This is a genomic window from Pseudomonas sp. 09C 129 (assembly GCF_002843625.1).
Taxonomy (GTDB): Bacteria; Pseudomonadota; Gammaproteobacteria; order Pseudomonadales; family Pseudomonadaceae; genus Aquipseudomonas; species Aquipseudomonas chlororaphis.
This window is the reverse complement of sequence record NZ_CP025261.1, coordinates 6,508,448-6,528,669: the sequence shown is the minus strand read 5'-3', so window position 1 is coordinate 6,528,669 and position 20,222 is coordinate 6,508,448. Positions and strand designations below refer to the sequence as shown.

The following is a 20,222-nucleotide window of genomic DNA, read 5'->3' as shown; positions in this document are numbered from 1 at the left end:
GAGGTTTTCGGCGGTTAGTGCAAGGCTTCTTCAGCTTTCTGAATGGCCGCGAATTCTTCTTCGGGCGTGCCTGCTACCAAGTGATGCCGACTGTAGAAAGCAAAGTAAGCAATTAATACTCCATAGATGATCGCGGCGCCAATGACCACCCGCGGATCCACCAGGAAGCCCGCCACCACGGCGATGCAGGCCAGTACCAGGGCCACGCCGGAGGTGAAGATGCCGCCCGGGGTGCGGTACGGACGATCCATTTTGGGGCGGCGGATGCGCAGGGTGATGTGCGCGGCCATCATCAGCACGTAGGAGATGGTCGCGCCGAACACCGCCACCAGGATCAGCAGGTCGCCCTGGCCGGTCAGCGACAGGCCGAAACCGATGATGCCGGGGATCACCAGCGCCAGGACCGGCGCCTTGCTCTTGTTGGTTTCCGACAGCTTGCGCGGCAGGTAACCCGCGCGGGACAGGGCGAAAATCTGCCGCGAGTAGGCGTAGATGATCGAGAAGAAGCTGGCGATCAAGCCGGCCAGACCCACCAGGTTGACGAAGCTGCCCATCCAGGTCGAGCCGCCGTAGGCCTTGGCCAAGGCTTCCACCAGCGGGTTGCCGGAGGTCAGCAGGGCGTTGGCCCCCGCGCCGCCGGGGCCGATCACCAGGATCAGCAGGGCGAAGCTCAGCAGCACCAGCATGGCGCCGATCAGGCCGCGGGGCAGGTCGCGCTTGGGGTTCTTGGTTTCTTCCGCGGCCAGCGGGACGCCTTCGACCGCCAGGAAGAACCAGATGGCGTAGGGAATCGCCGCCCACACACCGACATAACCGAACGGCAGGAAGCTGCTGGCGCCCACGGCCTCGGTGACCGGGATATCCAGCAGGTTGGCCACCGAGAAGTGCGGCACCATCGCCACCAGGAATACGCCCAGGGCGATGGCGGCCACGGCAGTGATGATAAACATCAGCTTCAGTGCCTCGCCGACCCCGAAGATATGGATGGCGATGAACACGATGTAGAACGCCAGGTAGATCATCCAGCCGCCGATGCCGAACAGCGATTGGCAATAGGCGCCGATAAACACCGCGATCGCCGCTGGGGCGATCGCATATTCGATGAGGATCGCGGTGCCGGTGAGGAAGCCACCCCAGGGGCCGAAGGCGCTGCGGGCGAAACCGTAGCCACCGCCAGCGGTGGGGATCATCGAGGACAGCTCGGCCAGGGAAAAGCACATGCACAGGTACATGGTGGCCATCAGCAGGGTGGCGAGGAACATGCCGCCCCAGCCGCCCTGGGCCAGGCCGAAGTTCCAGCCTGCGTAGTCGCCGGAGATGACGTAGGCCACGCCCAGGCCCACCAGCAGGACCCAGCCTGCCGCGCCTTTTTTCAGTTCGCGTTGTTGGAAATAGTCGGAGCCGACTTTTTCAAAGTCGACCGAAGAGCCAGCCGACTGCACGCCGGTATGTTCGCTAGGCATAAGGGTTCACCTGTTCTTATTGTTGTGCCCGGTCGGCAGACCGGATCGGTGTTGCAAGGCGATGGAGTGTTCTGCCTTGAGGTCGTCATCGCGAGCTTGCGCGAGCGGCCCCCAAGGGTGAAACCGCGTTGGCGGCTTCACCCTTGTCCCTGGCGTTGCTGGTTTTTAGAAGAAGCCCAGCGGGTTGATGTCGTAGCTCACCAGCAGGTTTTTGGTCTGCTGGTAGTGGTCGAGCATCATCTTGTGGGTTTCACGGCCGACGCCGGACTTCTTGTAACCGCCGAACGCCGCGTGGGCGGGGTACAGGTGGTAGCAGTTGGTCCACACACGACCGGCCTTGATCGCCCGGCCCATGCGGTAGGCGCGGTTGATGTCGCGGGTCCAGAGGCCGGCGCCAAGGCCGAACTCGGTGTCGTTGGCAATCGCCAGGGCTTCGGCTTCGTCCTTGAAGGTGGTGATGCTCACCACCGGGCCGAAGATTTCTTCCTGGAACACACGCATCTTGTTGTTGCCCTTGAGCAGGGTCGGCTGGATGTAATAACCGCTGGCCAGGTTGCCCTCGAGTTTCTCCACCTTGCCGCCGGTCAGCAGCTGCGCGCCTTCGCCCTTGGCGATTTCCAGGTACGAGAGGATCTTGTCGAACTGCTGCTCGGACGCCTGGGCGCCGACCATGGTGTCGGTGTCCAGCGGGTCGCCGCGCTTGATCTGCTCGACCTTTTTCATCACCACTTGCATGAACTCGTCGTAGATCGACTCTTCCACCAGTGCGCGCGACGGGCAGGTGCAGACTTCGCCCTGGTTGAAGAACGCCAGCACCAGGCCTTCGGCGGCCTTTTCGATGAAGCTCGGTTCGGCCTGCATGATGTCGGCGAAGAAGATGTTCGGCGACTTGCCGCCCAGTTCCACGGTGGACGGGATGATGTTCTCGGCGGCGCATTTCATGATGTGCGAGCCCACTGGCGTCGAACCGGTGAAGGCGATCTTGGCGATGCGCTTGCTGGTGGCCAGGGCTTCGCCGGCTTCTTTGCCGAAGCCTTGCACCACGTTGAGCACGCCCGGCGGCAGCAGGTCGCCGATCAGCTCCATCAGCACGCAGATGCCCAGCGGGGTCTGCTCGGCCGGCTTGAGTACCACGCAGTTGCCGGCGGCCAGGGCCGGGGCGAGTTTCCAGGCGGCCATCAACAGCGGAAAGTTCCACGGGATGATCTGCCCGACCACGCCCAGCGGTTCGTGAATGTGATAGGCCACGGTGTTGCCGTCGATTTCCGCGGCGCTGCCTTCCTGGGCCCGCAGGCAGCCAGCGAAGTAGCGGAAGTGGTCGGCGGCCAGGGGGATGTCGGCGTTGAGAGTTTCCCGCACGGCCTTGCCGTTGTCCCAGGTTTCGGTGATGGCCAGCAGTTCGAGGTTCTGCTCGATGCGGTCGGCGATTTTCAGCAGGATCAGCGAGCGGGCCTGTGCCGAGGTAGCACCCCAGGCGTCGGCGGCGGCATGGGCGGCGTCCAGGGCTTTCTCGATGTCTTCGGCGGTGGAACGCGGGAACTCGGCGATCGGTTGGCCGTTTACTGGCGAGGTATTGGTGAAGTACTGACCTTTGACAGGCGCGACGAATTCGCCGCCGATGTAGTTACCGTATTTGCTCTTGAACGAAACGATAGCGCCTTCAGTACCGGGGTGTGCATAACGCATGGTGGGTATCTCCTGGCTTTTGTGCTTATAGGGGAGGACGCGCTGTTGCGCTTGTAAAAGCGTAGAGCAAAGCCCGGGCCACTGCGTTGCGGGCCAGGAAAATCAAGGGTTTACGAATGTTTCAGCGGCTGCGTACCGGGCGTATGTGGCAGTTGTGGCACAGGCCGGGTGACACTTTGTACCGCTTGTGGCACAGCCTGTGACTCATTGGTCGAAGCAGCATTGCAATGCATCCATGGCTGGAGGATGCTGGTGGGCCGCGAGGATCTGAAGAACTCTTCTGTAGCCGCTGCCGCAGGCTGCGAACGACCGCGAAGCGGGCGCTGCTCTTCAGATCGCGGAAGCCCCTGCGGGGCTTGGCGCAGCCTGCGGCAGCGGCTACAGGTGGGTGCCTTCTGAGCAGTCAGCGCAGCAGGAGAACAATAAGAAATGCACAGCAATCACCTCACCCGGCACGCCCAGCAAGTGCTGACCGTGACCCAAGGCAAGGCCCATCTGCAGGGGCCCGGCAGCGATCCTTCCATCGCCCGCTCCTGGCTGCGTTGCCTGGAGGACTATCACCTCGACCCGGCCCTGAGCATGGCGCCCACCGTGCTCGAGCACGGACGTCTGCTGGAAAGCCGCGAACGCCTGCAGCAGGTGCTGCAGATCGCCGGCAACGAGATGACCAGCCTGCACCAGCAGCTGTCCGGCGCCGGCCATGCGGTGCTGCTGACCGACGCCCGCGGGGTGATCCTCAACTGTGTCACCGCGCCCGCCGAGCGCAAGATTTTCGAACGCGCCGGGCTCTGGCTCGGCGCCGACTGGAGCGAGGCCTGCGAGGGCACCAACGGCATCGGCACCTGCCTGGTGGAGCGCCAGTCCCTGACCATCCACCAGGACGAACATTTCCGTGGCCGCCATACCGGCCTGACTTGCTCGGCCAGCCCGGTGTTCGACCCTCACGGTGAACTGCTGGCGGTGCTCGACGTTTCCTCGGCGCGCCCGGATGTGTCGCGCCAGAGCCAGTTCCACACCATGGCCCTGGTCAACCTCTCGGCGAAGATGATCGAGAGCTGCTATTTCCTGCGTTATTTCGACAATCAATGGCTGCTGCGTTTTCACCTGCAGGCCGAGTCCGTCGGCTTGTTCAGCGAAGGCTTGCTGGCATTCGACGGGGAAGGGCGGATCAGCGCGGTGAACCAGAGCGCCTTGAACCTGCTGGGGCATATTCGCGGCGGCTTGCTGGGCAAGCCGGTGGAAGCTTTTTTCGACTGCTCGCTGGACGAGTTGCTGGGCCGCGCCAGTGTCAATGCCAGCGCCAGCTGGCCGCTGCGCACCCGTGATGGGCGGCATCTGTTCGCGGTGTTGCGTGGCCAGCCGCGCAGCGTGCCGCAACCGCTGCCGCCGAGGGCGCAGGCGCTGGAGCGTCCGCGCCTGCCCGAGATCTGCCTGGGCGATGCGGCCCTGCAAGACGACTTCCGCAAATCCTTGCGCGTGTTCGAGCGCGATGTGCCGCTGTTGATCAACGGCGAAACCGGCTCCGGCAAGGAGGCGTTCGCCAAGGCGGTGCACCATGCCAGCCAGCGGGCGGAGAAAGCCTTCGTTGCCTTGAACTGCGCGGCCATTCCCGAAAGCCTGATCGAAAGCGAGCTGTTCGGTTATCGCGGCGGCACCTTCACCGGGGCACGCAAGGAAGGCATGCGCGGCAAGTTGCAGCAGGCCGATGGCGGCACGCTGTTCCTCGATGAAATCGGCGATATGCCGCTGGCCTTGCAGACCCGCCTGTTGCGGGTGCTGGAAGATCGCATGGTGGTGCCTATCGGCGGCGAGCCGCAGGCGGTCAACGTACGCATCATCAGCGCCACTCACCGGGACCTGCTGGAGCGGGTGCGGGATGGCAGCTTCCGCGAGGATTTGTATTACCGGCTCAATGGCCTGGAAATCGCCTTGCCGGCGCTGCGCGAGCGCAGCGACAAATCCCAGTTGCTGGATTTTCTCCTGGCGCAAGAGGCCGGCGACCAGCTGGTCTCGCTCGACGGCCCGGCACGCCAGGCCCTGCTGGACTTCCACTGGCCAGGCAACGTGCGGCAACTGCGCAACGTATTGCGCACCCTGGCGGCGCTCTGCGACGACGGACGCATCGGCCTGGAGGATGTGCCGGCGATGATTCGCCAGGGCCGTCCGGCGCCAATGCCGGCAGCTGCCGAGGAGGCGGGCGGATACCCGTTGGACGATGCCGAACGCCTGGCCTTGCTCAATGTGCTGGAACAACAGCGCTGGCATATGACCCACACCGCCGAGCAGCTGGGGGTGAGCCGCAACACCCTTTATAGAAAGCTGCGCAAGCATGGGATTGCTCGCTAGGCGCGGCACCGCGTTATCGTTCATCGCGAACAATCGAGCGTCGACCGGCTGCTCCTACAGGAATGCGCACTGTATCTGTAGCAGTGAAGCTTGCTCGCGATAGACGGCGCAGCCGCCGATACATCGGTAACCGCGGTCCAAGGCTCCAGCGGCGTTCGAGCGATTCCCCGGCAAAAGCCCCACAGAACTCGTCACAACCTCCGGCAGTGACAACAGCCTGTTCCCCCATCAGCTAAAGAGTGCGATTTGCAGCCCTCTACGCTAACCTGCCTCGATGTTTTACGAGGCCTTCTATGCACATTCATATTCTCGGTATTTGCGGCACCTTCATGGGCTCGATGGCGGTTCTGGCCAAAGAACTGGGCCATCATGTCACCGGCTCCGATGCCAACGTCTACCCGCCGATGAGCACCCAGCTCGAGGCCCAGGGCATCGAGTTGACCCAGGGTTACGACCCGGCCCAGCTTGACCCGGCACCGGACCTGGTGGTGATCGGCAATGCCATGTCCCGCGGCAACCCGGCGGTGGAATATGTGCTGAACAAGGGCCTGCCCTATGTTTCCGGCCCGCAATGGCTGGCTGACCATGTGCTGCAAGGCCGTTGGGTGCTGGCGGTGGCCGGCACGCACGGCAAGACCACCACCAGCAGCATGCTGGCCTGGGTGCTGGAGCATGCGGGCATGAGCCCGGGCTTCCTGATCGGTGGCGTGCCGCAGAATTTCTCGGTGTCGGCCCGCCTGGGCGGCACACCGTTCTTCGTGATCGAGGCCGATGAATACGACAGCGCCTTCTTCGACAAGCGCTCGAAGTTCGTGCACTACCGTCCGCGCACGGCGATCCTGAACAATCTCGAGTTCGATCACGCGGACATCTTTCCCGATCTGCCGGCGATCGAGCGGCAGTTCCACCACTTGGTGCGGACCATCCCGAGCGAAGGCCTGGTCATCCACCCGACCACCGAGCCGGCCCTGCAACGGGTGATCGACATGGGCTGCTGGACCCCGGTGCAAACCACCGGCGCCGGCGGCCAATGGCAGGTCAAGCTGCTCAGCGAAGACGGCTCGAAGTTCGAAGTGATGTTCGAAGGCGAGGCCCAAGGCGTGGTCGAGTGGGACCTGACCGGCCAGCACAACGTCGCCAACGCCCTGGCGACCCTGGCCGCGGCGCGCCATGTCGGTGTGGTGCCATCCATGGGCATCGCTGCGCTGAGCGCGTTCAAGAGCGTCAAGCGGCGGATGGAGAAGGTGGCTGAAGTCCATGGCATCACCATCTACGACGACTTCGCTCACCACCCGACCGCCATCGCCACCACCCTGGACGGCTTGCGCAAGCGCATCGGCGATGCGCCATTGATCGCGATCATCGAGCCGCGCTCCAACTCCATGAAGCTCGGCGCCCACCGTGACGGGCTGCCGGAAAGCGTCAACCAGGCCGATCAGGTGGTCTGGTATGCGCCGGCCAATCTCGGCTGGGACCTGGGCGCCACCGCCGCGCTGTGCAGCGTGCCGTCGATTGTCAGCGACTCCCTGGAAGGCATCATCGAGCGGGTGAAGAGCCAGGCCAAGCCGGGCACCCACGTGGTGATCATGAGCAACGGCGGCTTCGGCGGCCTGCACGGCAAGCTGGCCGAGGCACTGCGATGAACAACGGTCCGGAACGCATCACCCTGGCGATGACCGGCGCCTCGGGCGCCCAGTACGGCCTGCGCCTGCTCGATTGTCTGGTGCGCGAAGATCGTGAAGTGCACTTCCTGATCTCCAAGGCCGCGCAGTTGGTGATGGCGACCGAGACCGACGTGACCCTGCCATCCAAGCCGCAGACCATGCAGGCCTTCCTCACCGAGTACACCGGTGCGGCAGCCGGGCAGATCCGCGTGTATGGCAAGGAAGACTGGATGTCGCCGGTGGCCTCGGGCTCCGGTTCGCCGGCGGCGATGGTGGTGGTGCCTTGCTCCACCGGTACCTTGTCGGCCATCGCCACGGGCGCCTGCAACAACCTGATCGAGCGGGCGGCGGACGTCACCCTGAAGGAACGCCGCCAGTTGATCCTGGTACCGCGCGAGGCGCCTTACTCGAGCATCCACCTGGAAAACATGCTCAAGCTGTCGAACATGGGCGTGACCATTCTGCCGGCTTCTCCGGGTTTCTATCACCAGCCGCAGACCATCGACGACCTGGTGGATTTTGTCGTGGCGCGGATTCTCAACCTGTTGAACATCCCGCAAGACATGCTGCCGCGGTGGGGCGAGCATCACCTGAGCAGCGATGAGTAAGTCGCTGCTGATCCTGCTGGTCGCCCTGCAACTGGGCGGCTGCGCCACGGCACGCACGCTGAACGCGGCCAAGCCAGGCGCACCGGTGGTGTATTCCGGGACGCGCCTGGATCTGTATGTGATGCAGGGCGGTTGTTGCCCGATGGATCGCTTCGGTGCCGAAGCGCCGAGCTATCCGGGTGTCGATCTGCCGGCCAGCGCCTTGCTCGACACGCTGCTGTTGCCGCTGTCGGTGCTGACGGTATTGGGGGTTGGTTTCCAGGCTACAGGCGGGTTGTAACGACCTTGTAGCCGCTGCCGAAGGCGGCGATCGGTCGCGTAGCGGCCGTAGAGGCGGGCGGCGCGGTGGTGCGGCAAATCGCGTCGTCAGCATTGCGCCTGCTGCGCAGTCGATCGCAGCCTGCGGCAGCGGCTACAGGCGCGATCCATGGCGTTTATTTGCCCAGCTTGCGCAATTCGTCGGACTCGACGATCCGCACTCCATCCTGCTCTTCCAGCGCCAGGCGCCACATGGCCCGGGCCAGATGGCAGGCTTCGATGCCGTGGTATTTGCCGGGAATCAGCTTGGACAGCGGGCCGGCCAGCTGTTCGGCGAGACGCGGTTCGATGCGTTCGCCAAGCAGCAGCGACGGCCGGCAAATAGTCAGTTGCGGCCAGTCCTGGGCCTTCAGCGCCTGTTCCATTTCGCCTTTGACCCGGTTGTAGAAAATCGAGGATTTCGCGTCCGCGCCCAGGGCGCTGATCACCACCAGGTGCCGCGCCCCCATCTCCCGCGCGCGTTTGCCGAAGGCCACCACCAGGTCCAGGTCGACGGCGCGGAACGCCTGTTCGGAGCCGGCTTTCTTGAGGGTGGTGCCCAGGCAGCAGAACGCCAGGTCCACCCGGCCGCTGAGCTGCGGCAGGAGTACCGCCGGCTCGCCGACCGGGTTTTCCAGGCGCGGATGTTCGCTCAAGGGCCGCCGGCTGGGCGCCAGTACGCGGGTTACCGTGGGTTCGTTGAGCAGGCGGTCGAGCAAGTGCTCGCCAGTCAGGCCGGTCGCGCCGGCGAGCAAGATATGCTGAGGCGTCAAGTACATAGTGTTTCCCCCTTGATACTGTTTCAGCTTAGTTGCTCTTTGCTTCCTTGCTGTCGTTGGCGGCGCTTTGCAGCGCCTTTCGTGCTTGTTGCTTGCGCAGATGCTGCCAGTGCGCCAAGACCCCCTTGGGCGCCCAGATCTGCGGTTCGGAGGCTTCGAAGTTGTCCGCCAGTTCACGTTCGGCCACGGTCGCCCTGGCCAGCTTGAAGGCCTGTTCCAGGTCGTCGGTCTGGTTCAGCGCCTGGGCGAACAGGGCGTCGCCGAAGTAGGTGAAGTCGGCTTCTTCCGAGCAGCCGAACGATACGCGGTCGGCCTGCGAAGCGGTCATGATCAGGGTCCGCTCATCCTTGAGCGCGGGAATGAACCCGCCGGAATAACAGGCCGAGATCACGATGATCTTGTCGCGGTTCTTCAGTGGCGCCAGTACCGCGGCCAACTCGTCGGCCGGCAGGTCGGCCAGCTCCAGGCGTGGCTGGTCGAGCACCAGTTCGTGTTCGCTGGTGCCGTGGCTGGTCAGGTAGATAAACAGCAGGTCTTCCGGGCCGCTGCGTTCGGCCAGGACCTGTACCGCGCGCCGCAGGTTTTCCCGGGTGGCCATGGGCCGGCTGTCGAGGCGGTCGCGGTGGTTGACCAGGCGGATCTGCCCGTAGGCGCCGAAGCGGGTGGCGAGCATGTTGCTGACATAGTCGGCCTCGCGCAGAAACACGCTTTGCTTGCCATCGCCGGCCAGCGTCAGGCTGTAGAGCTCGATGGCGGGGGTCGACGCCGGTACCGCGCCGAGGGCGTCGTCGAGCAGGCGGCCCTGGGCCAGCAGGCCGGTCTCCAGTGGGTCGGGCAACAGTCGGCCGTCGGCATCGCGAACCCGCAGGCCATTGATCCAGTCGCCGCTTTGCACGGAGCCATCGCGCAGCACCAGCACGCCGTGGCCCTGGTAGTTGTCGCCTTCGAAGCCGCCGATATAGAAGCTGCCGTCGCTGAGGTTCAGGCGGCCCTGGCCGCTGAAGCGCCAGTCGCTGAAACGGCCGATGTAGTGGCTGCCGTCGACGCCAATCAGCTCTCCCTTGCCACTGAGGGCGCCCTCCTTGAACTGGCCGATCCAGACATCGCCGTCGGCGTTTTCGTAGCGGCCCTTGCCGCTGAGCTGGTTCTGTTTGAAGCCGCCGACGTAGAGGTCGCCCTCGGCGCTGCTGAAGGTGCCGTTGCCTTCCAGCTGGCCATCGACGAACTGGCCGCTGAACTGGTTGCCGCTGGCATCGCTGCGCTGGCCCTGGCCATTGGGCTTGCCGCGGGAGAACTGGCCCTGGTACTGGCTGCCGTCTTCCAGTTCGAGACGGCCGAGCCCGGAATACAGGTCGGATTTGAATTCGCCGCGGTAGGTCATGCCGCGTTCCTTGAGGGTGCCTTCACCGTCGCGCCGGCCCAGTTTGAAACCACCGGTGTAGCTGCTGTCCTTGGTGGTCAGGCTGCCCTGGCCGTGGAACAGGCCCTGCTGGAATTGTCCGCGGTAGATCTCGCCGTCGCTGCCGTGCCATTCGCCCTGGCCATGCCACTGGCCGCTGTCGAACTGGCCGGCATACCAACTGCCGTTGGGGTAGTCGATGCGGCCTTGTCCCTGCAACAACCCGTTGACCACATCGCCGCGGTAGCGACCACCGTCCGGCAGACGGGCATCGGGAGGCAGCAGCGATTCGCCGTCTCCACATGCGGTGAGCAACAGGGTCAGAGCCAGGGGTACAAGTGGGCGCATAGCGGGATCCGGATAATTAGGGGACCGAGTATGCCGCAGCAACGAGGCTTATATATAGAGAGGCTGCGCGAAACAGCGTGAGCTGTTTCGCATCAGGAAGGTTTCAGACAAAGCAGAGGGACAAGGGCTCGGCGATGTAGGCTGGTTTTTCCTGGCCTTCGATTTCCAGTGTGGCGGTGGCCTTGAGCAGCCATTGGCCGGGTTTCTTCTCGGTGACGTCCACCAGATCGACCTTGAGGCGGACTCTGGAATCGACCTTGACCGGCTGGATGAAGCGCACGCTGTCCAGGCCGTAGTTGACCGCCATCTTCAGACCCTCGGGCAGGATCAGGATGTCTTCCATCAGTTTCGGGATCAGCGACAGCGATAGGAAACCGTGGGCGATGGTGCCGCCGAACGGCGTCTGGGCGGCTTTCACCGGGTCGACGTGGATGAACTGGAAGTCACCCGTGGCTTCGGCGAACAGGTTGATACGCTGCTGATCGATGGTGAGCCATTCGGAACGTCCTAGTTCCTTTCCGACATAATCTTTGAGCTCTGCAACAGGAACATACGGCATTGAGACTCTCCTTGGGTTCATCGGTTTTATCGTTCTAAAGGGGCGGGGGGCGTACCCCCTGACCACCCACTGTAGATCATCATGGGGGTTTGCTCCGGTCAACCTTCCATGCTTTTGGCGAATGCCGGTGCATAGCGTTCGCGTGCTTATAATGCCCGGCGTTTTTTCGGGGGGGATGAGAGATGTTGTTACGCGGTCTGACATGGCTGGTGCTGTTTCAATTGCTCGGCACGGCGATCAACCATCTGTTCCTGCCGATCCTGCCGGGGCCGATTGTCGGTCTGCTGTTGCTGCTGATTTTCCTGGTGGCGCGCGGCGAGGTAGGCGAGCCGCTGAACCTGGCCGCCTCCAGCCTCCTGCGTTACCTGCCGCTGTTGCTGGTGCCGCCCGCGGTGGGGGTGATGGTGTACGCGGCGGATATCGCCGCGGATTTCTGGGCGATAGTCGGCGCCCTGGTGTTGTCGCTGGTGATCTCCATGGCCTTCGTCGGCGTGCTGATGCAGCGGCTGGTCAAGCGCCACGGACATCGGGAGGGCGGCCAATGATGTTCGACTGGCAGGGCGCCTGGACGTCGGTGATCCATCATCCCTTGTTCGGTATCGGCATTACCCTGGGCGCCTATCAACTGGTGCTCGCGGCCTTCGAGAAAACCCGCTGGATCTTTCTGCAACCGGTGCTGGTCTCCATGTTGCTGGTGATCGGTGTGCTGCTCAGCTGCGGCCTGAGCTATGCCGAGTACCGCAAGAGCACGGAGATCCTCAGTGTTCTCCTGGGCCCGGCCACGGTGGCGCTGGCCGTACCGCTGTACCTCAACCTGCGGCGGATTCGACAGTTGTTCTGGCCGATATTTACTACGCTGGTGATTGGAGGGGTGGTCGCCACCGGCCTGGGCGTATTGCTGGGGTGGTGGTTCGGTGCCGAGAACATGATCCTGATGACCATGGCGCCGAAATCGGTGACCTCGCCGATCGCCATGCTGGTGGCCGAACAGATTGGCGGTGTCGCAGCGCTGGCCGCGGTATTCGTGTTGATCACCGGGGTGATCGGGGCGATTTTCGGTCCGGCCATCCTCAATCGCCTGCAGGTGCATAGCCCGGAAGCCCGAGGCATGGCGCTGGGCATGACGGCTCACGCAGTGGGCACTTCGGTGGCCTTGCAGGAAAGTGATGAGTGCGGTGCTTTCGCGGCGCTGGCGATGAGTCTGATGGGTGTGGCCACGGCGGTCTTCCTGCCGTTGGCGGTGTCGTTGGTGGTTTAAGGAAACCTGTATGAGCCTGGCGCTTTTCCCGCTGAATACGGTGCTGTTCCCCGACTGCATTCTTGATTTGCAGATTTTCGAGGCGCGCTACCTGGACATGATCGGTCGCTGCATGAAACAGGGCAGCGGCTTCGGCGTGGTATGCATCCTCGAAGGCGAAGAGGTGGGCATCGCCCCGGAAGGTTTTGCGCGGGTGGGTTGTGAAGCGCTGATCACCGACTTCCATCAGCAGGACAACGGCCTGCTGGGGATTCGGGTCAAGGGCGGGCGGCGTTTTAGGGTGCTGAGCAGCGAAGTGCAGCGCGATCAGTTGCGGGTGGCTGAAGTCGAGTGGCTGGACGAGGCGCCGGAGCGGCCGCTGCAGGATGAAGACGGGGACCTGATCGCCTTGCTCAAGGCGCTGGCCGAACACCCGATGGTCGAAGCCCTGAACATGGGCACCGAAGCCACCGGCCAGCAGTCGCTGGCCAACCAGCTGGCCTACCTGTTGCCGTTCTCCGAGCTGGACAAGATCGACCTGCTGCAACTGGACGATCCGCAGCAACGCCTGGATGCGATCCAGGCGTTGCTGGACGAGTTGCAGGGCGAACTGTTCGCCTGATCCTGATCCCAATCCTGTAGCCGCTGCCGCAGGCTGCGATCGCCCACACAGTGGGCGCAGATTCCGAAACCGCTGAAGGCCTTCGGCCTATCGCAGCCTGCGGCAGCGGCTACAGGGGCGTTCGCTCTATCTAGTAGGCATAACGCAGCATGGCGTGCGGCAGATGCCTGACTGCCTCGAAACCGAACAACGCTACCAGCGCCGGCAATACCAGCCACCAGATCTTGGCCGGCATGGGTTCCAGCGGGGTCTGGCGCTGGGCGAACCACAGGCTGGCGGCGCACACGCAGGCGGCAAGCATGGCGCCGGCAAGGATGTCGGAAGGCCAATGCGCGCCCAGGTAAATCCGCGACACGGCAATCACGGCCGCCGGCAGGCAGCCCAGCAGCAACCAGGTCAGGCGCATGCGCGGCGGCTGGCCGCGACCGGCGAGTATCGCCAGGGTCAGGAACAGGGCGAACGAACCGGAGCTGTGGCCGCTGGGCATGCTGTAGCTGGTCAGTGGGTCGGTCAGGACTTCCGGACGCACGCGGGCAAAGAAGAGCTTGGTGCCGGTGTTGGCCAGCGCGGTGCACAGCAGCGTGGCGCCCGCAAAAATCGCTTGCCGCCATTGCCGGGCAACCAGCAACAGCAGGGTGACCAGAGCGCTGGCGAACAGCATGGTGCGGAATTCGCCGAACTGGGTGAGCACCACCATCACCTCGTCCAGTGTCGGGCTGCGGTGCTCCTGGACCAGCGCCATCAGGCCCTGATCGAAATGGTTCAGGTAGGGGTAACCGATGAACAGCCCCGCCAGGATCGCCAGGCTGAGGCCAGCCACCAGCGGGCTGGCCTTGCGATGGCGGCGCACGGTGCTGTTGATGCTCAGGCCCAGCAGCACGGCGATGCTGGCGGCGACTATTCCCGCCTGCGGCCAGAAGCCTTCAGGCAAGGGCAGGCGGATCGCCGCGCCCGTGGCCCAGCCCGGCAGCAGGTAGGCGACTGTCCAACCGGCCGCGGCCAGCAGGCTGACGGAGAAAAAACGCGGGAACGACATGTCGAACATGCCGGCGACCATCGGCAGCATGGGCCGCAAGGGGCCGATAAAGCGCCCGACCAACAGGCTGGCGATGCCATACCGCTGGAAATAGGCTTCGGCGCCGTTGATCCATTCCGGATGATGGCGCAGGCCCGGCAGGCGACGGATGTTCTGGTGAAATCGGCGGCCCAGCAGATAGGACACCACATCCCCGAGCAAGCCGCCGAAGAACCCCAGTGCCAGGGTTTCACCCAGGGACAGTGCGCCGCTGCCGGCCATCACGGCAATGGCGAACAGCAGCACGGTGCCAGGCACGATCAGGCCGGCAATCGCCAGGCATTCGACGCAGGCGACGATGAACACGGCTGCCGCCAGCCATTGTGGGTTCATCGTCAGCCAGCCGGTTATTCCGTCGAGCCATTGGCCCATAGGTTTTCAACTCCGGTTATTCGGTGGTTTAACTGTAGAAGCGGACTTGCCCGCGATAAAACCATCCGCGGGCACGCCGGTTCCTGCGAAAGGGATCAATCGAGCAGCAAATAGTCGCGACCTTCGACCTGCCCGCGACGTAGCGGGTTCCGGGTGCAGTAGGGTGCGTAGGCGGCGTCGACAAAGCGGTACATCAAGTGCTCATCGCGGCCGTGAGGGATGCCCAGGCGGGTGGTCTGGATAACGCTGGCGACGGGCGTGCCGACATCCTCGACGAACAGCACTTCATGGTCGAAGCGCTTGGCATCCCACACCGGGACTTTCAGGCCCAGGGCCTTGCACAGCAGGGTCTGGCCGGCGCAGAGCTTCTGCGAGGGGCGCGGCCGGCCGCTGGCATCGGGATTGTTCAGGAGCATCTGCGCCAGGCTGGCGGGGCCTGAGACTTCGTCGACCCAGGGGTAGGCCGACTTGATCAGCACCGCGTTGCCCGGTCCCTGGGCGCTGAAGTTCAGCGAATCGCCACCGCGGGCGTAGTACATATAGATGTGGCCACCGTCCAGAAACAAAGCCTTACGCTTTTCTGTGTAGCCGAGGGAGGCATGGCTGCCTTTTTCCTCGCAGTAATAGGCTTCTGTTTCGATAATGCGCGCCGACAGCCACAGATCGCCGACCCGATGGCGGATGATTTTGCCGAGCAGTTCACGGGCCAGGACCTGGGCGTCTCGATCGAAAAAGCGGTCGGGCAGGGCCTTGGGCAGCGTCGGAGTGGACAGAATGGACATGATAGCCAGGAGCGATGACGGGAATTGGGTCGGAATGATATCAATTCCAGGCTTAATTCAGGCTGAACAAGAGGTATTTGCCGTCCATTTCGACCATCCGCCCGTGACCGCTGTCCGTGGACCGGCGCGACAGCTATAATCAGCCGCTTTCCTCTTTGCCAAGACCACAGCAGACCATGACTGAGTCCGTTCTTGACTACATGACCCGTTTGGGTCGCGCTGCCCGTGAAGCCTCGCGGGTAATCGCCCGTGCCACCACTGCGCAGAAAAACCGCGCATTGCTGGCGGCTGCCGATGCATTGGACGCTGCTCGTCCCGAGCTGAGCGCGGCCAATGAGCAGGACCTGGCCAACGGCCGGGCCAATGGTCTGGAACCGGCATTGCTCGATCGTCTGGCGCTGACTCCGGTGCGTATCGACGAAATGATCGAAGGCCTGCGTCAGGTGGCCAAGCTGCCTGACCCCATCGGTGAAATCCGCGATATGCGCTACCTGCCTTCGGGCATCCAGGTCGGCAAGATGCGCGTGCCCCTGGGCGTGATCGGCATCATCTACGAGTCGCGTCCCAACGTGACCATCGATGCGGCCAGCCTGTGCCTCAAGTCCGGCAACGCCACCATCCTGCGTGGCGGCTCCGAGGCGATCAATTCCAACCGTGCCATCGCCACCTGCATTCAGCAAGGGCTGGCGGTGGCCGGCTTGCCGGCGCAAGTGGTGCAGGTGGTGGAAACCACCGACCGCGCGGCCGTTGGCGCGCTGATCACCATGCCCGAATTCGTCGACGTGATCGTGCCGCGTGGCGGCAAGAGCCTGATCGAGCGGGTCAGCCGCGACGCCAAGGTGCCGGTGATCAAGCACCTGGACGGCGTCTGCCATGTGTTCATCGACGTGGCGGCCGACCTGGACAAGGCGATTCGCATCGCCGACAACGCCAAGACCCAGCGCTACGCACCCTGCAACACCATGGAGACCCTGCTGGTCCACGCCGGTATTGCCGAGCGCGTATTGCCGCCGCTGGCGGCGATCTATCGCGACAAGCAGGTCGAGCTGCGCGGTTGCCCGCGTACCCGTGCCTTGCTGGGCGATGATGTGATCGAGGCCACCGAAGAAGACTGGCGTACCGAGTACACCGCGCCGATCCTGTCGATCCTGGTGGTCGACAGCCTGGACGCGGCCATCGAGCACATCAACACCTACGGTTCGCAGCACACCGACGCCATCGTCACCGAGAACTTCACCGACGCCCGGCGTTTCCTCAACGAGGTGGATTCCAGCTCGGTGATGGTCAATGCCTCGACCCGGTTTGCCGACGGTTTCGAATATGGCCTGGGCGCGGAGATCGGTATTTCCACCGACAAGCTGCACGCCCGTGGTCCGGTCGGCCTGGAAGGGCTGACCAGCGAGAAATATGTCGTCTTCGGCGACGGTCATGTGCGCACTTGATGAGCAAACGTATCGGTCTGCTGGGCGGTACCTTCGACCCCGTGCACATCGGTCACCTGCGCAGTGCGCTGGAGGTGGCCGATTCGCTGGGGCTCGATGAGCTGCGCCTGACCCCCAGCGCGCGGCCGCCGCATCGCGATGCACCGCAGGTGTCGGCGCTGGACCGTCTGGCGATGGTCGAGTGTGCGGTGGCGGGCGTTTCACCCCTGGTGGTGGACGACCGTGAGCTGAAACGGGACAAGCCGTCCTACACCCTAGACACCCTGGAACAGATGCGGGCCGAGATGGCCGCGGATGACCAGTTGTTCCTGTTGCTGGGCTGGGACGCTTTTTGCGGCCTGCCTACCTGGCATCGCTGGGAAGAGTTGCTCCAGCATTGCCACATCCTGGTGCTGCAACGCCCGGATGCCGATAGCGAGCCGCCGGATGCGTTGCGCAACCTGCTGGCGGCGCGCTCGGTGAGCGATCCCCTGGCCCTGCAAGGGCCCGGAGGACACATTGCATTCGTCTGGCAGACACCGCTCGCGGTGTCTGCCACCCAGATCCGTCAACTGCTGGCCAGCGGTAAGTCGGTACGTTTCCTGGTGCCTGATGCGGTCCTGGCCTATATCGATGCACACGGTCTTTACCGTGGGCCGAACTGAAGGCGCGCTGCCGGCTGATGCCGTGCAACGCGCCACACATACGAGCTGAACGAGTTTTATATGACTAACCAAGTAATGAAAGGCGAAGATCTGGTCAAGGTGGCAGTCGCCGCGCTGGAAGACGTCAAGGCCCAGGACGTCCTGGTGATCGATGTTCGCGAAAAGCAGAGCATCACCGACTATATGATCATCGCCACCGGTACTTCCAACCGCCAGATCGGCGCGATGCTGGAAAAGGTCCGCGAGATGGTCAAGGCCCAGGGCGTCAAGCCGCTGGGTGAAGAAGGCAAGGGCGACAGCGACTGGGTGCTGCTGGACCTGGACGACGTGATCGTGCACATGATGACCGCTTCCGCGCGCCAGTTCTATGACCTGGAACGTCTGTGGCAGGGCGCCGAGCAGAGTCGTGCGGCCGATGGCAAGCACCACAGCCCGGAGCACACTCATGAGCACTTCACCAAGCTCAACAAAGACCAGCAATAAGGGACGGCTGTGCGCCTGCGTCTGATCGCTGTCGGTTCACGCATGCCCAAGTGGGTGGAAGAGGGTTGGCACGAGTATGCCAAGCGTCTGCCATCCGAGCTGGCGCTGGAACTGGTGGAAATACCGCTCAATACCCGTGGCAAGAACGCCGATGTGGCCCGTTTCATCCGTCAGGAGGGCGAAGCCATGCTGGCCAAGGTCGGCCCGAACGAGCGGATCGTCACCCTCGAGGTCCACGGCAAGCCCTGGAGCACCGAGCAACTGGCGGTGGAGCTGGATCGCTGGCGCCTCGACTCGCGTACCGTGAATTTCATGGTCGGCGGCCCCGAGGGGCTGGCGCCGGAAGTCTGCGCGCGGGCGGATCAGCGATGGTCGCTGTCGCCGCTGACCTTGCCGCACCCGCTGGTACGGATCCTGATCGGTGAACAGCTGTATCGCGCCTGGACAGTCCTGTCCGGGCACCCTTATCACAAATAGTCCGCGCCCCTAATGTCCCAGCCGATCCGTATCAAGGACCACGAAAAAGACGCCCGTCTGGTGCGTGGCCGGGTCGTGTTCGGGGCTATTGCCGTGGTCTGCCTGATCGGGGTGCTGATCGCGCGGCTGTATTACCTGCAGGTGATCCAGTACGACTATCACTCGACCCTGTCGGAAAACAACCGGGTTCATGTCCAGCCGATTCCGCCGACCCGCGGCCTGATCTTCGACCGTAATGGCGTGGTGGTGGCCGACAACCGGCCGAGCTTCAGCCTGAGCATGACCCGCGAGCGTTCCGGCGACTGGCGCCAGGTGCTCGACGTCATTGTCGAGGTGCTGGAACTGACGCCGGAAGACCGGGCGCTGTTCGAGAAGCGCATGAAGCAGGGGCGTCGGCCGTTCGAGCCGGTGCCGATCCTGTTCGAGCTCAACGAAGAGCAGATCGCCCGGATCGCGGTCAACCAGTTCCGCCTGCCTGGGGTGGAAGTGGTGGCGCAGTTGGTCCGTCATTACCCCCAGGGCGCGCACTTCGCGCACTCGGTGGGCTACATGGGGCGGATCAACGAGAAAGAGCTGAAGACCCTGGACCCGGTGAACTACAGCGGCACCCACCACATCGGCAAGACCGGTATCGAGCGCTTCTACGAGCCCGAGCTGCACGGCCAGGTGGGTTACGAAGAGGTCGAGACCAACGCTCGCGGCCGCGTGTTGCGAGTGCTCAAGCGTACCGACCCGATTCCCGGCAAGGACATTGTCCTGAGCCTGGACATCAAGCTGCAGGAAGCCGCGGAGGCGGCATTGGGTGGCCGGCGCGGCGCGGTGGTCGCGCTGGACCCTCGCACCGGAGAAGTGCTGGCCATGGTCAGCCAGCCGAGCTTCGACCCGAACCTGTTCGTCACCGGTATCAGCTTCAAGGCCTATGCCGAGCTGCGCGATTCCATTGACCGTCCACTGTTCAACCGGGTGCTGCGCGGTCTGTATCCGCCGGGCTCGACCATCAAGCCGGCGGTGGCGATCGCCGGTCTTGATTCCGGGGTGGTGACGGCCTCCACACGGGTCTATGACCCGGGCTACTACCAACTGCCCAACTACGATCACAAGTACCGTAACTGGAACCGCAGCGGTGACGGTTACGTCGACCTCGACACTGCGATCATGCGGTCCAACGACACCTACTTCTATGACCTGGCCCACAAGCTGGGGATCGATCGGTTGTCGGCCTACATGAACAAGTTCGGGATCGGCCAGAAGGTCTCGCTGGACATGTTCGAGGAGTCGCCGGGCCTGATGCCGTCGCGGGAATGGAAGCGTGCCACCCGTCGCCAGGCCTGGTTCCCGGGCGAGACGCTGATTCTCGGGATCGGCCAGGGTTACATGCAGTCCACCCCGTTGCAGCTGGCCCAGGCCACGGCACTGGTGGCGAACAAGGGCAAATGGAACCGTCCGCACCTGGCCAAGACCATCGAAGGCGAAAAACCGGTGGATGAAAACCCGATGCCGGACATCATCCTGCGCGATCCGTCGGACTGGACAAAGGTCAATCACGGCATGCAGCAGGTGATGCACGGCGCCCGCGGTACGGCGCGCAAGGCGGCCATCGGCTCGCAATACCGGATCGCCGGCAAGAGTGGTACGGCCCAGGTGGTCGCGATCAAGCAGGGCGAGAAGTATGACCGCTCCAAGGTCCAGGAGCGCCATCGCGACCACGCCCTGTTCGTCGGCTTCGCGCCGGCGGAAAACCCGAAAATCGTGGTCTCGGTCATGGTCGAGAACGGCGAGTCCGGTTCCGGCGTGGCGGCCCCGGTGGTGCGCCAGGTGATGGACGCCTGGCTCCTCGGTCCGGATGGCCTGCTCAAGCCTGAGTTTGCCGGCCCTATCAGTGCGGAGGCTACGGCCCGTGAAGAGTAATTTCGATCGCATCCTGTCCAGCGAGGATGTG

Annotated in this window: 19 protein-coding genes; 12 read left to right on the top strand and 7 right to left on the bottom strand. The window is 63.8% G+C overall.

From position 1 onward, the window contains the following. Window positions 1–14: 14 nt before the first annotated feature. Window positions 15–1,463, bottom strand: a complete 1,449-nt coding sequence (gene eat, locus CXQ81_RS29160; RefSeq protein WP_007924089.1) for an ethanolamine permease — start codon at window positions 1,461–1,463, stop codon at window positions 15–17. A 165-nt stretch (window positions 1,464–1,628) separates the two neighbouring features. Beyond that, complete coding sequence (locus tag CXQ81_RS29155) at window positions 1,629–3,149, bottom strand: aldehyde dehydrogenase family protein (protein ID WP_007924088.1); 1,521 nt, start codon at window positions 3,147–3,149, stop codon at window positions 1,629–1,631. A gap of 429 nt (window positions 3,150–3,578) precedes the next feature. On the opposite strand from CXQ81_RS29155, the gene CXQ81_RS29150 reads away from it, so the two are divergent. The 4 genes from CXQ81_RS29150 to CXQ81_RS29135 all read left to right on the top strand — a co-directional run bounded on the left by CXQ81_RS29150 (window position 3,579) and on the right by CXQ81_RS29135 (window position 8,047). Beyond that, window positions 3,579–5,495, top strand: coding sequence for a sigma-54-dependent Fis family transcriptional regulator (locus CXQ81_RS29150; protein WP_101339229.1), 1,917 nt, complete (start codon window positions 3,579–3,581; stop codon window positions 5,493–5,495). A 293-nt stretch (window positions 5,496–5,788) separates the two neighbouring features. Next, complete coding sequence (gene mpl / locus CXQ81_RS29145; RefSeq protein ID WP_007927128.1) at window positions 5,789–7,138, top strand: UDP-N-acetylmuramate:L-alanyl-gamma-D-glutamyl-meso-diaminopimelate ligase; 1,350 nt, start codon at window positions 5,789–5,791, stop codon at window positions 7,136–7,138. Further along, a complete protein-coding gene (gene ubiX, locus CXQ81_RS29140; protein ID WP_007927126.1) occupies window positions 7,135–7,767 on the top strand; it encodes a flavin prenyltransferase UbiX in 633 nt (210 codons plus the stop codon). Before mpl ends, ubiX begins: the two co-directional genes overlap by 4 nt. Beyond that, entirely contained in the window at window positions 7,760–8,047 is a 288-nt protein-coding gene (locus tag CXQ81_RS29135) for a YceK/YidQ family lipoprotein (protein WP_009051050.1), read from the top strand. Before ubiX ends, CXQ81_RS29135 begins: the two co-directional genes overlap by 8 nt. A 154-nt stretch (window positions 8,048–8,201) precedes the next feature. On the opposite strand, the gene CXQ81_RS29130 is transcribed toward CXQ81_RS29135, so the two are convergent. From CXQ81_RS29130 to CXQ81_RS29120, 3 genes are all read right to left on the bottom strand, one after another. Continuing rightward, complete coding sequence (locus CXQ81_RS29130; protein WP_101339228.1) at window positions 8,202–8,843, bottom strand: oxidoreductase; 642 nt, start codon at window positions 8,841–8,843, stop codon at window positions 8,202–8,204. A gap of 28 nt (window positions 8,844–8,871) precedes the next feature. Continuing rightward, on the bottom strand, window positions 8,872–10,590 hold the full coding sequence (locus CXQ81_RS29125) for a C13 family peptidase (protein WP_101339227.1): 1,719 nt from the start codon (window positions 10,588–10,590) through the stop codon (window positions 8,872–8,874). A gap of 103 nt (window positions 10,591–10,693) precedes the next feature. Next, complete coding sequence (locus tag CXQ81_RS29120) at window positions 10,694–11,149, bottom strand: MaoC family dehydratase (protein ID WP_053281082.1); 456 nt, start codon at window positions 11,147–11,149, stop codon at window positions 10,694–10,696. A 182-nt stretch (window positions 11,150–11,331) separates the two neighbouring features. Between CXQ81_RS29120 and CXQ81_RS29115 the strand changes: the two genes are divergently transcribed. The 3 genes from CXQ81_RS29115 to CXQ81_RS29105 are packed head-to-tail and all read left to right on the top strand — an operon-like array spanning window position 11,332 to window position 13,008. Continuing rightward, complete coding sequence (locus CXQ81_RS29115; protein WP_009045794.1) at window positions 11,332–11,694, top strand: CidA/LrgA family protein; 363 nt, start codon at window positions 11,332–11,334, stop codon at window positions 11,692–11,694. Beyond that, the gene (locus tag CXQ81_RS29110) at window positions 11,691–12,407 is read left to right on the top strand and encodes an LrgB family protein (protein WP_101339226.1); all 717 of its coding nucleotides are present in this window, start codon (window positions 11,691–11,693) and stop codon (window positions 12,405–12,407) included. The genes CXQ81_RS29115 and CXQ81_RS29110 overlap by 4 nt, the downstream gene beginning before the upstream one ends. A 10-nt stretch (window positions 12,408–12,417) precedes the next feature. Next, entirely contained in the window at window positions 12,418–13,008 is a 591-nt protein-coding gene (locus CXQ81_RS29105) for an LON peptidase substrate-binding domain-containing protein (RefSeq protein ID WP_007927116.1), read from the top strand. Between the two features lie 130 nt (window positions 13,009–13,138). On the opposite strand, the gene CXQ81_RS29100 is transcribed toward CXQ81_RS29105, so the two are convergent. Then, complete coding sequence (locus tag CXQ81_RS29100; RefSeq protein ID WP_101339225.1) at window positions 13,139–14,455, bottom strand: bifunctional DedA family/phosphatase PAP2 family protein; 1,317 nt, start codon at window positions 14,453–14,455, stop codon at window positions 13,139–13,141. A gap of 95 nt (window positions 14,456–14,550) precedes the next feature. Beyond that, window positions 14,551–15,237: a DNA-3-methyladenine glycosylase gene (locus tag CXQ81_RS29095; RefSeq protein ID WP_101339224.1), complete on the bottom strand. Its 687-nt coding sequence runs from the start codon at window positions 15,235–15,237 to the stop codon at window positions 14,551–14,553. Window positions 15,238–15,413: 176 nt separating this feature from the next. On the opposite strand from CXQ81_RS29095, the gene CXQ81_RS29090 reads away from it, so the two are divergent. From CXQ81_RS29090 to mrdA, 5 genes are read left to right on the top strand one after another with little or no spacing between them, the layout of a single operon-like run. After that, window positions 15,414–16,679 (top strand): glutamate-5-semialdehyde dehydrogenase, encoded by a 1,266-nt coding sequence (locus tag CXQ81_RS29090; protein WP_101339223.1) that lies wholly within the window; start codon window positions 15,414–15,416, stop codon window positions 16,677–16,679. After that, window positions 16,679–17,323: a nicotinate-nucleotide adenylyltransferase gene (nadD, locus tag CXQ81_RS29085; protein ID WP_007927112.1), complete on the top strand. Its 645-nt coding sequence runs from the start codon at window positions 16,679–16,681 to the stop codon at window positions 17,321–17,323. Before CXQ81_RS29090 ends, nadD begins: the two co-directional genes overlap by 1 nt. Window positions 17,324–17,383: 60 nt before the next feature. Further along, window positions 17,384–17,806: a ribosome silencing factor gene (gene rsfS, locus CXQ81_RS29080; RefSeq protein ID WP_007927111.1), complete on the top strand. Its 423-nt coding sequence runs from the start codon at window positions 17,384–17,386 to the stop codon at window positions 17,804–17,806. Between the two features lie 9 nt (window positions 17,807–17,815). Then, window positions 17,816–18,283 carry a 23S rRNA (pseudouridine(1915)-N(3))-methyltransferase RlmH gene (gene rlmH / locus CXQ81_RS29075; protein WP_003185785.1) on the top strand — a complete coding sequence of 156 codons (468 nt, stop codon included), beginning with the start codon at window positions 17,816–17,818 and terminating at the stop codon, window positions 18,281–18,283. Between the two features lie 12 nt (window positions 18,284–18,295). Beyond that, window positions 18,296–20,191 carry a penicillin-binding protein 2 gene (gene mrdA, locus CXQ81_RS29070; protein ID WP_009045790.1) on the top strand — a complete coding sequence of 632 codons (1,896 nt, stop codon included), beginning with the start codon at window positions 18,296–18,298 and terminating at the stop codon, window positions 20,189–20,191. The last annotated feature ends 31 nt before the right edge of the window (window positions 20,192–20,222 follow it).

Excerpts from the sequence above, each read along its gene's own strand:
- eat (WP_007924089.1), bottom strand. The coding sequence starts at position 1,463 with ATGCCTAGCGAACATACCGGCGTGCAGTCGGCTGGCTCTTCGGTCGAC.
- CXQ81_RS29155 (WP_007924088.1), bottom strand. The coding sequence starts at position 3,149 with ATGCGTTATGCACACCCCGGTACTGAAGGCGCTATCGTTTCGTTCAAG.
- CXQ81_RS29150 (WP_101339229.1), top strand. The coding sequence starts at position 3,579 with ATGCACAGCAATCACCTCACCCGGCACGCCCAGCAAGTGCTGACCGTG.
- mpl (WP_007927128.1), top strand. The coding sequence starts at position 5,789 with ATGCACATTCATATTCTCGGTATTTGCGGCACCTTCATGGGCTCGATG.
- ubiX (WP_007927126.1), top strand. The coding sequence starts at position 7,135 with ATGAACAACGGTCCGGAACGCATCACCCTGGCGATGACCGGCGCCTCG.
- CXQ81_RS29135 (WP_009051050.1), top strand. The coding sequence starts at position 7,760 with ATGAGTAAGTCGCTGCTGATCCTGCTGGTCGCCCTGCAACTGGGCGGC.
- CXQ81_RS29130 (WP_101339228.1), bottom strand. The coding sequence starts at position 8,843 with ATGTACTTGACGCCTCAGCATATCTTGCTCGCCGGCGCGACCGGCCTG.
- CXQ81_RS29125 (WP_101339227.1), bottom strand. The coding sequence starts at position 10,590 with ATGCGCCCACTTGTACCCCTGGCTCTGACCCTGTTGCTCACCGCATGT.
- CXQ81_RS29120 (WP_053281082.1), bottom strand. The coding sequence starts at position 11,149 with ATGCCGTATGTTCCTGTTGCAGAGCTCAAAGATTATGTCGGAAAGGAA.
- CXQ81_RS29115 (WP_009045794.1), top strand. The coding sequence starts at position 11,332 with ATGTTGTTACGCGGTCTGACATGGCTGGTGCTGTTTCAATTGCTCGGC.
- CXQ81_RS29110 (WP_101339226.1), top strand. The coding sequence starts at position 11,691 with ATGATGTTCGACTGGCAGGGCGCCTGGACGTCGGTGATCCATCATCCC.
- CXQ81_RS29105 (WP_007927116.1), top strand. The coding sequence starts at position 12,418 with ATGAGCCTGGCGCTTTTCCCGCTGAATACGGTGCTGTTCCCCGACTGC.
- CXQ81_RS29100 (WP_101339225.1), bottom strand. The coding sequence starts at position 14,455 with ATGGGCCAATGGCTCGACGGAATAACCGGCTGGCTGACGATGAACCCA.
- CXQ81_RS29095 (WP_101339224.1), bottom strand. The coding sequence starts at position 15,237 with ATGTCCATTCTGTCCACTCCGACGCTGCCCAAGGCCCTGCCCGACCGC.
- CXQ81_RS29090 (WP_101339223.1), top strand. The coding sequence starts at position 15,414 with ATGACTGAGTCCGTTCTTGACTACATGACCCGTTTGGGTCGCGCTGCC.
- nadD (WP_007927112.1), top strand. The coding sequence starts at position 16,679 with ATGAGCAAACGTATCGGTCTGCTGGGCGGTACCTTCGACCCCGTGCAC.
- rsfS (WP_007927111.1), top strand. The coding sequence starts at position 17,384 with ATGACTAACCAAGTAATGAAAGGCGAAGATCTGGTCAAGGTGGCAGTC.
- mrdA (WP_009045790.1), top strand. The coding sequence starts at position 18,296 with ATGTCCCAGCCGATCCGTATCAAGGACCACGAAAAAGACGCCCGTCTG.